Annotated in this window: 17 protein-coding genes and 1 pseudogene; 6 read left to right on the top strand and 12 right to left on the bottom strand. The window is 41.7% G+C overall.

Features of this window, described 5'->3' with window-relative positions; genetic code table 11:
- Nucleotides 1–18 precede the first annotated feature (18 nt).
- Both cgeA and QA442_RS10940 read left to right on the top strand, forming a co-directional pair.
- A complete protein-coding gene (cgeA, locus tag QA442_RS10945) occupies nt 19–420 on the top strand; it encodes a spore crust protein CgeA (protein ID WP_040082853.1) in 402 nt (133 codons plus the stop codon).
- Nucleotides 421–426: 6 nt separating this feature from the next.
- Nucleotides 427–1,380 carry a spore maturation protein CgeB gene (locus QA442_RS10940; RefSeq protein WP_095431557.1) on the top strand — a complete coding sequence of 318 codons (954 nt, stop codon included), beginning with the start codon at nt 427–429 and terminating at the stop codon, nt 1,378–1,380.
- A 69-nt stretch (nt 1,381–1,449) separates the two neighbouring features.
- Here QA442_RS10940 and QA442_RS10935 read toward each other — a convergent pair whose 3' ends face one another.
- Complete coding sequence (locus QA442_RS10935; RefSeq protein WP_095431556.1) at nt 1,450–2,598, bottom strand: phytase; 1,149 nt, start codon at nt 2,596–2,598, stop codon at nt 1,450–1,452.
- 368 nt (nt 2,599–2,966) lie between these two features.
- On the opposite strand from QA442_RS10935, the gene QA442_RS10930 reads away from it, so the two are divergent.
- A complete protein-coding gene (locus tag QA442_RS10930) occupies nt 2,967–3,992 on the top strand; it encodes an SDR family NAD(P)-dependent oxidoreductase (RefSeq protein ID WP_014664318.1) in 1,026 nt (341 codons plus the stop codon).
- Between the two features lie 43 nt (nt 3,993–4,035).
- On the opposite strand, the gene msrB is transcribed toward QA442_RS10930, so the two are convergent.
- Entirely contained in the window at nt 4,036–4,470 is a 435-nt protein-coding gene (msrB, locus tag QA442_RS10925; RefSeq protein WP_014664319.1) for a peptide-methionine (R)-S-oxide reductase MsrB, read from the bottom strand.
- Nucleotides 4,471–5,005 (bottom strand): annotated as a pseudogene (msrA, locus tag QA442_RS10920) (peptide-methionine (S)-S-oxide reductase MsrA).
- Nucleotides 5,006–5,136: 131 nt separating this feature from the next.
- Here msrA and QA442_RS10915 point away from each other — a divergent pair.
- The gene (locus QA442_RS10915; protein ID WP_004398634.1) at nt 5,137–5,562 is read left to right on the top strand and encodes a MarR family transcriptional regulator; all 426 of its coding nucleotides are present in this window, start codon (nt 5,137–5,139) and stop codon (nt 5,560–5,562) included.
- A gap of 49 nt (nt 5,563–5,611) precedes the next feature.
- On the opposite strand, the gene QA442_RS10910 is transcribed toward QA442_RS10915, so the two are convergent.
- The 7 genes from QA442_RS10910 to ilvA form a co-directional block, all read right to left on the bottom strand.
- Nucleotides 5,612–6,949: an MATE family efflux transporter gene (locus QA442_RS10910; protein WP_095431554.1), complete on the bottom strand. Its 1,338-nt coding sequence runs from the start codon at nt 6,947–6,949 to the stop codon at nt 5,612–5,614.
- A gap of 71 nt (nt 6,950–7,020) precedes the next feature.
- Nucleotides 7,021–7,215, bottom strand: a complete 195-nt coding sequence (ypmT, locus tag QA442_RS10905) for a protein YpmT (protein WP_014664322.1) — start codon at nt 7,213–7,215, stop codon at nt 7,021–7,023.
- A 12-nt stretch (nt 7,216–7,227) separates the two neighbouring features.
- Complete coding sequence (locus QA442_RS10900; RefSeq protein WP_095431553.1) at nt 7,228–7,791, bottom strand: YpmS family protein; 564 nt, start codon at nt 7,789–7,791, stop codon at nt 7,228–7,230.
- Nucleotides 7,792–7,800: 9 nt separating this feature from the next.
- The gene (locus tag QA442_RS10895; RefSeq protein ID WP_095431552.1) at nt 7,801–8,568 is read right to left on the bottom strand and encodes an SGNH/GDSL hydrolase family protein; all 768 of its coding nucleotides are present in this window, start codon (nt 8,566–8,568) and stop codon (nt 7,801–7,803) included.
- Nucleotides 8,569–8,645: 77 nt separating this feature from the next.
- Nucleotides 8,646–9,227, bottom strand: a complete 582-nt coding sequence (scuA, locus tag QA442_RS10890) for a cytochrome c oxidase assembly accessory protein ScuA (protein ID WP_095431647.1) — start codon at nt 9,225–9,227, stop codon at nt 8,646–8,648.
- 145 nt (nt 9,228–9,372) lie between these two features.
- Nucleotides 9,373–9,624: a DUF2535 family protein gene (locus QA442_RS10885; RefSeq protein WP_014480066.1), complete on the bottom strand. Its 252-nt coding sequence runs from the start codon at nt 9,622–9,624 to the stop codon at nt 9,373–9,375.
- Between the two features lie 85 nt (nt 9,625–9,709).
- Nucleotides 9,710–10,978, bottom strand: a complete 1,269-nt coding sequence (ilvA, locus tag QA442_RS10880; RefSeq protein ID WP_069149749.1) for a threonine ammonia-lyase IlvA — start codon at nt 10,976–10,978, stop codon at nt 9,710–9,712.
- Nucleotides 10,979–11,226: 248 nt separating this feature from the next.
- On the opposite strand from ilvA, the gene QA442_RS10875 reads away from it, so the two are divergent.
- Entirely contained in the window at nt 11,227–12,222 is a 996-nt protein-coding gene (locus QA442_RS10875; protein ID WP_014664328.1) for a sigma 54-interacting transcriptional regulator, read from the top strand.
- Nucleotides 12,223–12,242: 20 nt separating this feature from the next.
- A complete protein-coding gene (trhA, locus tag QA442_RS10870) occupies nt 12,243–12,884 on the top strand; it encodes a PAQR family membrane homeostasis protein TrhA (RefSeq protein WP_014664329.1) in 642 nt (213 codons plus the stop codon).
- Between the two features lie 32 nt (nt 12,885–12,916).
- Here trhA and QA442_RS10865 read toward each other — a convergent pair whose 3' ends face one another.
- Together QA442_RS10865 and dfrA are read right to left on the bottom strand one after the other, a co-directional pair.
- On the bottom strand, nt 12,917–13,537 hold the full coding sequence (locus QA442_RS10865; RefSeq protein ID WP_095431551.1) for a lysophospholipid acyltransferase family protein: 621 nt from the start codon (nt 13,535–13,537) through the stop codon (nt 12,917–12,919).
- On the bottom strand, nt 13,538–14,044 hold the full coding sequence (gene dfrA / locus QA442_RS10860) for a dihydrofolate reductase DfrA (RefSeq protein WP_095431550.1): 507 nt from the start codon (nt 14,042–14,044) through the stop codon (nt 13,538–13,540).
- Between the last annotated feature and the right edge of the window lie 74 nt (nt 14,045–14,118).

The raw sequence follows: 14,118 nt of genomic DNA, 5'->3' as shown, positions 1-14,118 counted from the left end.
GAATAGGAGGTGTGTGTAATGAGCTCTGAAAATGCACAGTTAAAAAAGGATTTAATTAAAACCGTTTTAAGTCCTTTATTTCCAACTGCAACAGAAGGAGGAGAAAACATGGAAAGTAATCTTAAAGCCTTGCTTGAAGCTGCCATCGATCAAAAAGTAGATGAAAGTGAAACGGTTACGGCAGAATCTATTTTAGACCCTTCCCTTCCGGCAAGATGGATTTTTGCCAGAATTACGCCAGGCACGACAATCAGCATTGTGACTGATTCAGGTGACATGATTGGGCCGGTTGTTTTCGTTGCTTTCGATCAAGTTCACGGTATCGTCTTTGTAACACAGGAAAGCTCCGTCACTCCGGCAGGTCAAGCTACAACATTAATTGATGTAGACAAAGTAGAAAGCGTTACGTTCTTTTCATAACATCCGATGAAAGTCTTGTATATCCAGTCGGGATACGGAGGCATATACAGTTATTTTGATCGCTGGGCTGAAGATTGTTTTCAAAACACTCATACAGAGTATATGATTGCAGATAAACCGGAAGCAGAATATTTGGTGAAGATCGAAGCGTTTCAGCCGGACTTCGCACTTATAATGGTTGGAGACCGCGTTCCTCACGACTGGCTGACCTGGTTAAAGGGTAAGGATATCCCCGTGTATGTTTGGCTGACCGAAGACCCATTTTATATTGATATCAGCCTACAGGTAATTAAGCTTGCTGACGCCATATTAACGATTGAACAAAATGCCGCTTTCTTTTATCAAGAGCTCGGCTACCAGCACGCCTATTATGTTCCGATTCCAGTTAATCATCGGCTGTTTAAAAAAATGGGCACCGAACATTCCTTTCATTCAAATCTGCTTATCATCGGCTATCCTTACCCTAATCGGGTTCAGCTTATGAAAGAAGCGGTACATCTGCCTTTCACGGTTCGAGTCATCGGAAAGGAATGGAGAAAATATCTGCCTAAAAATGTGCTCAAACAGCCGCATATCGATGTCGTCAGCACATGGATTCCACCCGAACAGGCCGTTCATTATTATAACGGGGCAGACATTGTCATCAATGCGCATCGGCCTTATCATTTTGCTTTTAACAAAAATAATATTCGCATCAAAAATGCCAGTTATAATAACCGAACGTTTGATATCGCTGCATGCGAAGCATTTCAATTAACAGATTTACCCGCGGCTCATCCTTTTTCATCCTTTATTTCTTATCACAGCATTAACGACTTTAAGGAAAAAGCCGCTTTCTATATCAAAAACCCTGAAGAACGGCATAAAGCTGCAGCAGCCAATTATAATGAGACCGTACCCGCATTTACGTTTGATGAGCTTCCTGCAACACTAAAGGCGATTCATCTGGCGCTTTCTTGAAAAATCGTTCATTGCTATGAACGATTTTTTCATTCACAGAAAAAAGCAGCTTGTTCAGCTGCTTTTTTTCTAGCCGTCAGAACGGTCTTTCAGCTTCCTCGGGTTCACCTGTTTATGAAGATCAGGCATTCCGTCGAGATGCTGTGCAATTTGTTCCCACGATACAATTTTGAAGTTTTGATTGACTGCTTGTCCATTATCGATATTTTCGCCGTCCTGCGCCACAAAAATCCCATACGGATATTTTGGACCAAGCCCGAAACCAAGAACATCAATGCCATCCGTGTCACTAGTACCGTCTATCTTCTCTCCATCTGTAATTTCAAAATTGGCCACATAGCGATTTTTCCCCTGCCGTTCATACATTGCATAGCTGTTATTTCCTTGACTTGAGGCCATGAGATATCCTTTGCCATTTGGTGCATAATAGATTGTCAGTCCTTCAATATCAGCTGTCAAATGTTCTCCTGTCGCACGGTCAACAACCTGTCCCTTTGATCCTCCGCCTGGCTCAGCGTTAAATTTCCAGATGGCCTCATCTTCCTCTGCTATGTATAGATTTCCGTACTCATCATCCGCAACAAGGCCTTCAGTCTGAGTATTCAACTTAAATTCACGCACTTTTTTTCCTGTTACAAAACCTTTTCCACCATCAACAATTTCATATTGCTCAAATTCCCCTTGTTTGCCTGTCACTAATGCGTAAAATGCTCCTGTTTTCTGGCTGTGATACAGGCTGAATCCGTAAACCTCAGAAATACCAGTGGAAATAGGATGTTTCGGATCTGTAATGCTTTTCAATTTTCCTTTATCCCCGTCTATTGCATATACTTCAATTGTATTTTTTCCTTCAGACCTGTTGGATGCTGCAGCAATATCAATTTTTTCGCCTTTCAATGGAAAATCATAGCGCAGATCGACATTATTGAGCTTGCCAAATTCATAAGAATGAAGCTGCTTTCCATCTAAATCATACACGACGAGCCCTGATTTCTTATTTGTCGTAATTAATTTGCTTTTTTCCGGATGCTTCTCATGTACCCAAATAGCCGGATCATCAGCTGCGTCATCGCCAGAAGCGACCGGATCTGTCTCCGTTTGCGCAGTCACTTTGAAATGATGTTCCTCATTCACATCATGAGCCGACACCGAGTTTGCTGTCAGGCTAAGCAATAAACCCGCGGCGGTGCTTAGCAGCATTGTTTTTGAAACCTTCATTTGGTATCCTCCTCTTTTATCACTATCATCTCTATTGTAAAATATATACATGTATTTACCGTGAGGAAAATGAACCTTTTTTTATAGGGTTTCTGGCTCATAAACAACTTTCCCTAAAGAGGTACGTGAGATGACTTTGTCAGCTTTGTTTTTGAGGTGCGAAATGAAAACATAATGAATATTTAGTACATTGTTTATTTAGTTTTATCGTTTGCTAGTCGCTCCTGTTTTCCATTTTCTGTTAAAAAAAGACCACGTTGTGACATGATCATTCCCCTATATTTTGTTTTATTGGTTGCTTTCATTAATTCGATTATAAAGTTGAACATATGATGCATGGTAGAGAAACGAGAGTTGGAGGATAAGCCATGCCTAAACAGCAAACAGCAGAACTAAAACCATTTTTTCATAACAAAACAGTTTTAGTCACTGGCGGAACGGGTTCAATCGGGAGTCAAATTGTCAAACGCCTTTTGCTGCTTACACCTAAACAGGTGATTGTATTCAGCAAAGACGACAGTAAACAGTATGTCATGAGCCAAAAGTATGCGGAGGATAAGCGGCTATTATTTGTACTAGGAGATGTGCGCGATCACAGAAGGGTGAATCAGGTGATGAAAGGTGTCGATATCGTCTTTCACGCGGCTGCGCTGAAACAGGTTCCGACATGTGAGGATCATCCATTTGAAGCGATCCAAACCAATCTCATCGGCGGACAAAATGTGGTGGAAGCTGCCCTTTTACACCGAGTGCAGCATGTCATTAATATCAGTACAGATAAAGCTGTATCTCCTGTGAACACAATGGGTGCCACCAAGCTGTTATCTGAAAAGCTGTTTCATCAAGCAAACCGCCACGTTCAAAACAAAGGAACCGTGTTTTGTTCGGTCCGCTTCGGAAATGTTCTGGGCTCCAGAGGTTCGGTCATCCCTATATTATTTGAACAGATGATGGAGGGTCAGCCTCTGACTATCACAGACAAGAACATGACCAGATTTTTCATGTCAATAGACGATGCAGCTACATTGACTTTGCAATCAGCTGCGATTACAAAAGGCGGAGAAACCTTTATTTTCAAAATGGAATCACTGAAACTTGAAGAACTGATTCATGGATTTGAAGAATATGCATCGCAGCACGGGCTCCCGCGGCCGGCTGCAGTAGAAGTCGGCAAGCGTCCAGGTGAAAAGCTTCACGAAGAATTAACATCCCCGCATGAAATTGAATCACTGTATGAATGGGGCAACCTCTATGCGATCCTTCCAGAGCCTGAAAAACATCCTGACTTTCGCAAAGTCAATCTGCCTGGGTATCAATCTGATCAGGCCCCGCTCATTACGAAAGAAAGAATTGCCCAGATTATTGAAGACTTGCATCAAGAGAAAAAGGCATAAAAACAAGCCTGTCTATCCATTAGGCAGGCCTGTTTTTAATATTTTATTTATCAAAGAGATGCAGGTAACTTTCGTATCCTTCCTCTTTCAGCTTATGCTTTGGAACAAACCGCAGCGCTGCTGAATTTATGCAGTAACGAAGCCCGTTTGGCCCCGGTCCGTCATTAAATACATGACCAAGATGAGAGTCAGCAGTTCGGCTTCTTACTTCTGTGCGAATCATGCCATGGCTCGTGTCCAGTTTTTCTTCCACTTCTTCTTCTTCAACCGGCTTTGTAAAGCTTGGCCAGCCGCAGTGGGAATCAAATTTATCCTTGGATGTAAACAATGGCTTGCCTGACACAATGTCTACATAGAGCCCTTCTTCCTTATGATCCCAATATTCATTTTGAAACGGCGGCTCCGTGCCGTTATTTTGCGTTACCTCATATTGTATGCGATTTAATGACTTCATTTTTTCTTCTTTATTGTACGCCATTTATTTATCCCCCCAATGCTCATTAATAAATCCGGCACGTCCGGAACCTGTCCGGTAGCGCTGATAATGTGCTGGATTCTTTTTATAAAAATGCTGATGGTAGCCTTCCGCTTCATAGAAAGGTTCAGCTTTTAAAATGTCCGTTACAATCGGATCTTTAAAGATGCCGCTTTCAGCCAGACGTTGCTTGGAAGCTTCCGCAAGCTCCTTTTGTTTATCATTATGATAAAAAATGGCTGCGCGATAGGAACTGCCGCGATCAGCAAACTGCCCGCCTAAGATCTGTCGGATCGATTTGCTGCCAAAATAATTCAAGCAGTTTTTCATAAGGGAATACATCAGGATTAAACGTGATTTGAACGGCTTCACGATGTCCCGTCGTTTCACTGCACACCTCTTCATACGTAGGGTTTTCAGTATGGCCGCCTGTATACCCGGACACCACTTTTTCAATTCCCGGCTGTTCGTCAAAAGGTTTAACCATACACCAAAAACAGCCTCCTGCAAATGTGGCGATTTCTTTTTTTTCAGACATACTGGTGCCTCCTTTGTTAATACGTGGTATTATTATATTATAGCATGTAAAAATAGAATGAAAATGATTCTGCTTTTCAATAAAATCTATAGGTTTTAAGCAATATGCTTATGTAATGGAGGTTCACAAATTTGAAAGTAAGAACACAGATGATGTACGATATGGAAACTTTACTCCGTAAAGTCTTTAAACAAATACGAAACGAAATCAATGAAATTTTAGATAAAGAGCTGTCGCGGAATGAATTCACCATTCTTCGGATCCTCAGTGAACAAGGGCCTAAAAAAGTCACTGAATTTGCGCCTATTTTAGAGGTATCGGCAAGCCACATTACGGCTGTGACCGATGCGCTGGTAGAAAAGGAATGGATTACGAGAATCAGATCGAAGGAAGACAGACGCATCATCCGCATTCATATCACTGAAGCGGGCGAAAAAGTCCTTCAGCACTTTAACGAGAAAAAAACGGAATATTTCTTTAAACGCTTTGACTGCTACACTGATGCTGAACTTGCCACGTTAATCGAGCTCTTCAGCAAACTTGATAAAAAACGGTGAAAAAAAGCACATACCGATGTATAGGTATGTGCTTTTCGCAGTGCTTCACTTATTTTTCAGTAAACAGCTTCATTGCTTTCCAGCGGCCATATCTATAATACAAAAATGCCGCGCAGCTGCTAAATAAAAAACTCATTCCGATTCCAAGCCCGATTCCTTTTTGTCCAAGCCAAGCTGAAAATAGAGCTGTGAAAGGATATCTCAACACCCAAAACGAGATCAAATTTAGAACCAGCACCTGCAGCATCGCTCCCGCGGCCCTGACGATTCCGTTCAGCACAAAATTAATCCCAATAAAAGGGTAGAAAAACGCGATCCACTTCAAATATTGTTCACCAAATGCGACCGCATCAGGCTCGCTGATAAATAACCTTATAAGGTATTTACCAAACACCCAAATCATAACCGCAATCACCAGCATGCAGGAAATAACAGCCATCACACCAAGCCTTGCAATCGTTCCTACTCTTTTCTTGTTTCCGATTCCGATATTTTGCCCTGCCATACTGTTGACGGCCGTACCGGCAGCCATTGCTGGAAGCGTGATGATGCTGTCGAGCCGCTGGACCGCGCCAAAACCTGATACCACGTGCTCCCCGTATGAGTTGACAACACTCATAATCGCCAGCATACCGCCTGTAATCACCATCATCTGCAGACCGGCCGGAATTCCGAGTTTTAAAATCAGCGCAGACTCTCCCCACTTGGGCACTCTCGGAATTGAGAATGGCACAAGCTTGTGTTTGATGACATAAAACAACCCATATAGAAACGCAATTCCCTGTGACAAAATCGTTGAATAAGCCGCACCCGCTATTCCCATGCGGAACACAGAAATAAAGAGCGGCGCAAGCACTGTATTCAGTACAACAGCAAACGCAATAAACCGGAGAGGTGTCTTGCTGTCGCCCAGCGCCCGAAGCACAGTACTGATAAAGTTATAACCAAATAAAAACAAAATGCCAATAAATTGAATCTGCAAATAAGTCTCAGCAAGCGGCAGCATAGACTCCGGCGTTTTTAGAAGACGCAGCAAAAGCTCTGACAGAAAAAAACCGGCTGCGCCGAATCCGATGCTTAGGCCTGTTAATAAAACAACAAAAGCGTTAATATACGACGTCATTCCCTTTTCATCATCTTTTCCTTTTTGCTGAGATAAAATGGTTAACGTCGCATTGTTAAGGCCCAAAATAAAAGACAGCACGGTTAGAACAATCGTGCTTGATACCGCGACTGCCCCAAGAGCCTGTGCCCCCAGTAAATTGCCGATCCACAAGCTGTCTATAAACTGAAAGGAAACCTGCAATGCGTTTCCGAGCATAATAGGCGTTGAAAACAGTACAAGCTGTTTCAGCACGTTCCCCTGTGTAAAATCGTATGCTTTCATCTTTTCTCCTTGTGTTCTCAAATTTTCTTCGGACCGCACGAAAAAAGAGACGTTGTTTCATGTCTCTTTTTTCATGATTTATCGGTTTTTTTTCGGTCTCGCATACCGAATGTAAACACCATCACACTTAGGAACAAGGCACAATAGGAAACATTCAAATACATTTGATCCATGTCTTCAGCGGCCAGATGATGATAAGCCAGCCAGCCGAAGTACAGGGAAAATGTAAAGGATAATAAACTGAAATACTGGTAAACCTGTTTCATTTTCAGTCACCTCTATTGTTTAGGATGGTAATAGGAAAATTCAATTTCATCATTTTCTAAATTTATTTTATCCGCTTTGACATACATATCATTCGTTAAAGGCATTTCTGACAAACGCACTTCAATGCTTTTATCTCCGGGGTGAACGTGGACAAATGACGGCAATTCATAAAAGCTGTCCATATAATTTAACACAAAGCTAATCGGTATACTCAATTTCCCTAACGAAAATTTCGTAACATTCAACTCTACATCACCGTTTTTTTTCACGGTCGGTTCAAAAGCGATAAAAGCATCAATAGAGGTAGAAAATGCCTTGATATTCCCTGCGACATGAACATCATCATCAATCTCTACTTTATAATCAAGCTTGTTTGATGCCTTGTCGTTTAAATATGAGTTAACAAACGCAGCTAATGATTCTTTTGTGCTTGTCACTTGAAATCCATACTCGCTCTCAGATGAATCCTTCACCTGAGCTTGCTCTCCCGGGAGCAAAACAAGTGTAACAAACCCGGCAGTGAGGATAAAATTGATTGCAAGCAATATAAAAAACAGTCGTTTCCACTTATTCATGCTGTCACCCTACTCTTTCGGTAATCCTTCTTTTTTTATGGATTGATAGACGCGCTTCGCGATTAGAGAATAACCCGTACCATTAGGATGAAAATCATCTTCCTCAGAAATTCGGCTGCTGTCACTTTTTTTGTTGAACAAATCTTCGATATAAATGATTTTCGCTTGCTTATCCTTTTTCAGCTCTTTTTCAGCAATATGGTTCCAATCCGTGACAACACCGTTTATTTCATTTAGTTCAGATAATGTAAACGTAAACGGATTGTACATGCTGACATAAATCAGCTCAGCGTGATCATTCAGCTTGCGAATTTCAGAAATGATTTTTTCAAAGCGCTTTTCGTACGGTTTTTCCGCTTCCTGAAACGGTTCAACGGTTAATTGCAGGAAGTTTTGGCGAAGGACTTTCATCAAATCATTACCACCAATTGTAAAAAAGACATAATCTGCGTCCTTTATGCCTTTTTGAACCTTTTTATCTTTTAGTTTTTCTAATAAATCATCCGAACGGTTCCCTTTTACGGCATAATTTTTCACGTCAACCGTTTTGACTTGTTTATCTGACCGGATAGAATCCGCCACCTTGCTGACATATCCCTTTCCATCGGGATCTCCGACTCCTTCTGTCAGCGAATCTCCGACAGCCGCTATGACAATGTGCTCTTTCGTTTTCGTTTCATGATCTTTTTGTTTTCCCTCAGATGCTGTACGTATGCTCGTACAAGCAGTAAGAAGCAAAATCAAACCAGCCATGATTGAAAAAATGCGCAGCTTCAATCTTGTTGCTCCTTCCCATTCTACTAGTGGAAAGTGTATCATGTTTTAGAAGATTTGCAAATGCCTAGTCTCCTAGCCTACTTGAGTGCACTGGCTGACTTCACATCAGAAATGATATCATCATACGGTGTATTCTCAACTCCATTGTAATCTTTCAGCACCTTACCGTCCGGGCCCACCAAATAAAAAGATGATTGATGAATCACTTGTTCCTCTCCCTCAGGTTTCTTTACGATCGCTTTAAAGCTCTTAAGTGCGAACTCCTCAATCTCACTCTGGCTGTATCCGGTGAGAAAATCCCAGTTATCAAACGATAATGGATAATTTGCGGCAAATTTCTTCAGCTGTTTCGGCTTATCGTTTTCTGGATCAACACTAAATGATATGATACGGACATCTATATTTTCGGCTTTCAGTTTTTTTTGCAGATCGGTCATATGAGCGGTCATTGGCGGACATATAGTTTCACAATTGGTAAAAATAAAATCCGCCAGCCATACTTCTCCTTTTAAACTCTCTAATGAAACGTTCTTGCCGTCTTGGTTTTGAAATGTAAAAGGCTCCACTTCGTAATTGAGTGGATTTTTAATCTGCTGTTCTCCGCAGGCACACAAAAGCAGAAAAAACAGCCCAGCCATTAAACCTTTGATAACCTTCATGACATTCATCCTTTCAGCCAGCATAAAAACGCTTTCTAAAGCCTGTCCTTACTGTCCCATATTTGTATTCGATACTGAGCAAAAAAAATCCTGCATGCCTCCCATTAACGATTACAAAGGAGGACATACAGGTAAAAACGGCATGTTATGCGTTGTGCTTTAACACCTCTTGATGAAAAACAGCCTGATAATCTGCCCACTTCATCCGGCGCTTCATATAATGTCGGAAAGAATACACTTTTGCCCTGCTGTTTGATGAAAACACTTCTTTTAAGTAGAATTGCAAATGGTGATGTAACATAAAGAAATAGTGCTCATCTTCCTTTAATACAGGTATTTCTGTCACTTTCACCTGAATCCCGTCATCGCGTTTGAACTCTAGGCTTTTGAGTAACAAGCTATCAATCCTCTTTTTTTGTTTTTCTTCTATTATATATGATGCCAGCCTAGCTGTCTGTCATTTTGCGCGGTTGCGAAAAAAATTAGATCAGCAGATGGAATAAGTCTTCATCCTTATTCACCTCTACATAATGAAACGGTTTTTTGTTCATCCGTTCAATCAGCGGCCCATAATCGGCTTTGTTCTGCAGCTCGATGCCAACAAGAGCAGGTCCGTTGCTTTTGTTATTTTTCTTCGTATATTCAAACCTTGTAATGTCATCATTCGGCCCTAGGACTTCGTCAAGAAATTCGCGGAGTGCCCCCGCTCTTTGCGGAAAGTTGACGATAAAATAATGCTGAAGACCTTCAAAAATCAAGGATCGCTCCTTCATTTCCTGCATTCTTCCTATATCGTTATTCCCCCCGCTGACCACACACACCACATTTTTTCCTTTAATTTCATCCTTGTACAAATCAAGCGCTGAGACAGAAAGAGCTCCGGCCGGTTCAGCAACAATCGCACATTCGTTATACAATTCAAGAATGGATGTACATACTTTTCCTTCAGGAACAAGGAGAATGTCATCAACAACAGATTCCAGCGTCCGAAAGGTTTCCTCTCCAATTTTTTTAACAGCTGCCCCATCTACAAACTTATCAATTTTATCAAGTGTGACGACATGCCCAGCTTTGTTTGATTCAAAATAGGATGCCGCTCCCGCCGGCTCAACAGCAATTACCTTTGTATCAGGAGACACATTTTTCAAATATGTACCTACCCCTGAGAGAAGGCCGCCGCCTCCGACACTTGCAAAAAGAAAATGCGGTTCTGCATCAATGTCGTTTAAAATCTCGACTGCGAGCGTCCCTTGTCCGGCCATCACATCCGGATCATCGAACGGATGGATAAACGTCCGAGATTCCGCCTCACAGCACTCTACGGCACTTTTATACGCGTCATCAAACGTATCGCCTGTCAAAATAATATCGATAAATCCTTTTCCGAATAGTTCAACTTGAGATACTTTTTGTCTCGGTGTAGTAGACGGCATAAAAATTTTTCCGTGAATGCCAAGATGTTTACACGAGAATGCCACGCCTTGCGCGTGGTTTCCGGCGCTTGCACACACCACTCCGTTTTCTGTCTGCTCGCTGGAAAGCTGTTTCATTTTATGATAAGCCCCTCTGAGCTTAAAAGATCTAACAACTTGCAAGTCTTCACGTTTTAAATAGATATTGCATTCATATCTCTCAGAAAGTCTGTCATTCCTCTGCAAAGGTGTGTGAATGACAACGTCCTTTACGTTTTGATGAGCCTTCAAAATGTCTTTCACTTGGATGAGAGAGTTTTCTTTCAACAACGGTTTCATGTACAGATTCCTTTCTTGTTTTAAATCCCTATTTAATATGCCATTATAACACGAATATTCAAAAAATAAGACAATTATTTTTATTTAATAATTAAAAAAATACAGACTATGTCCACCACATCTCGTGGAAACTTCTGTTTAACCATTATCCTGCAGACTCAAGAAAAAAGATGATCGTAAAATAAAGGGTGTTTTCAGCCAAAAGGCATGATATAATGAAACCAATTAGAACCAAAAGGAGCCAATTGATGAATAGCGCACCAAAACTCAATACCTTTCAACAACTAATCGGAGAACATCAAACTTTCCTGGAAGCAAAGCGAATCGCCAAGCAGTTCTCATTATCTGAGCTTCCTGTCTTAATAACAGGAAAAATCGGAACAGGCAAAAATCATTTCGCACATGCCATACACTTAGAATCTTCGAGAAGCAATGAACCGTTTATAAGCGTCAATTGCAGCACGCATTCTGAAGAAAGCCTTATGCATGAGCTTTTTGGTCCTAACGGAAACTCAGGTGCTTTTCACAAAACGGCACGAGGAACCCTTTTTCTTGATGAAGTATGGCGCATGCCGGCTTCTGTACAAGCTCAGCTGTTAAAAGCGTTTGATTCAGACATGGAGAAGCCGCGAATGATCTGTGCTTCTGCAGACGGATCCGTGGAACATTCCTTCAGGCAAGACTTATTTTACAGGCTGAACATTTTGACGCTCACACTGCCCGAATTATCTGAACGAAAAAGCGATATACCGCTTTTGACACAATATTTCCTCTCAAATTCCGGGCAGCAATTGTTAATCGACCCCTCTGTCTTTCCGGTGCTTGAGCAGCATACATTTGAAGGCAATGTCAGGGAATTAAAAAACGCTGCAGATTATATGGCGGCAGTATCAAGCGGGGGAACGATTCATCCACATGACCTGCCGCCATATATTAGAGGCGCGATAGACGGAAAAACGTCGAAGAAAAAAGCAAAGCTGCTGACTTTAATGGAAAAAGCTGAGTTTTTGTTTATTTTGGAAACAATAAAAGTATTGAACGAAAAAGGAGAACCTGCCAGCAGACGGATCATTTCTGAACACAGCAAAAATACCCAAACCTCGTTAACGCCGCAGCAGGTCAGAAGCCGTCTTGACTATTTGGAGAAAAAAGACTATGTCACCAAAAGCCGCGGACGCGCCGGCACAAAAATTACCTTTGAGGGCTTGCGCTTTATAGAGACGTTAAAAAATCAAATGATTTAGCGATCGAAAGGAGAATGCACTTGTTTACAATGAAAGAAGAGATCGCCAATGCCATTACACACGGCATTGGTGTACTCTTATCCATCCCTGCTTTAGTGTTTTTAATCATATTCGCGGCTAATTACGGGTCTGCCTGGGACATTGTCAGCTTTACGATTTTCGGTGTCTCTATGCTGCTGTTATATTTGAGCTCTACACTGCTTCACAGCATCACACATAAAAAGACGAAGGACATTTTGGAGATTATCGATCATAGCGCGATTTACGTACTCATCGCAGGAACCTACACGCCTTTTTTACTCGGACCGCTGAAAGGCACACTCGGCTTTACCCTGCTGGTTATCGTATGGTCACTTGCCCTGGGTGGAATTGTCTTTAAAATTTTCTTCGTGAAACGCTTTATCCTACTGTCAACCATAGTGTACTTGATCATGGGCTGGCTGATGATTATTGCGGTTAAACCTTTATATGCTTCGCTGAGCGGAGCGGGATTCAGCCTTCTTTTTCTCGGCGGCATTCTATACTCTGTCGGAACCATCTTTTACATTTGGAAAAAGATTCCCTTCCATCACGCCATTTGGCACAGCTTCGTATTGGGCGGGAGCGCTGCTATGTTTTTCTGCGTGCTTTTCTATTGTGTAAAGGTGCCGTTCCTTTCGTAACAAAAAAGCGCAGTCTTAACGACTGCGCTTTTTTATGCACGTAATTGTTTTTCATTGGCAGGTATATAAGCTTTTGAAAAGGACAATTCAATGTCGGCTGGTTTTAAGCGTTTAAAAAGCGACCCCTTTTGCAGGTGCTCTGTTCCTTTCGTTTCCACCATCACTAACGGAAGTTGATAGCGGGCTGCAAGTTCTACAGGATCAATAGAACCATCTAGTGAAAGAATCAAGCTTTGCCCCTTTTCCAGCTGTTTTGTCACATTTTCATATACCTTCTCTGAATGACCGTCTGAAATCACATCCATCCGATCCAGCCATTGCCCGATAAAAGGCAAGCGGAACACTTTTGGGTTGGCGATAAAGCCGGCTGGTTCCTCAATATATCCAGCAATTAAGGCCAGTTCAGCCAAGCGCAAACGAGAGTGCACATACAAAACAGGACCTTGTGGGATTGGCTCTGGCTGATGGATTGTCACAACTGAACCGGAGATGCCAATACAGCCTTCCAAAAATGCCTTTGGCTGTTCGTACACAAGAGTCATCTGTTTTTTATATGACAGACGAGGGTCGAGCATTGTTTGATTAAATAATTGTTTCATATTTTTCAACAGCATATACACAATATAAACCACTAGAAAGCTGTAGCGAACCAATTAAAATCCTCCCGCTTTAGAAGAATTCTTTTTTTCATACACGAGAAATTCGTAATTATAAGGGTTTTTTTCGTCCTTGATCCCCTGCTCAGAAGAAACCAGTTCCCAATCCCCTTCATCAAATTCAGGAAAGTGACGGTCACCTTCAAACTCGTGATGAATTTTCGTCATATACAGTCTGTCCGCATAAGGGAACAGGTCCGTATAGAGCTGAGCCCCTCCGATCACAAAGCATTCTTCAGAGCCTGAACAAATATCTAGTACATCCTGTAACGAACTGACAACCGTGCATCCCGGAAATTCTGAAGCCGGCGCTGATGTGACGACAATATTTTTCCGATTTGGAAGCGGACGTCCGATCGATTCAAATGTTTTCCTGCCCATAATGATTGAATGGCCCGATGTTACTTTCTTAAAGTATGCAAGATCATTGGGCAAATGCCACGGCAAATCATTGTCTTTGCCGATAAGCCTGTTGGCATCCATCGCAAAAATAAATGAAATCATACGCTGACCGCCCCTTTTTGCTTTAAAACATGTCTGCATAAATCCTTATACTGTTTCATTTTTTTCATCCTTTA

The sequence above is a fragment of the Bacillus stercoris genome (genome assembly GCF_029772985.1).
Lineage (GTDB): Bacteria > Bacillota > Bacilli > Bacillales > Bacillaceae > Bacillus > Bacillus stercoris.
This window is presented reverse-complemented; position numbering and strand designations above follow the sequence as displayed.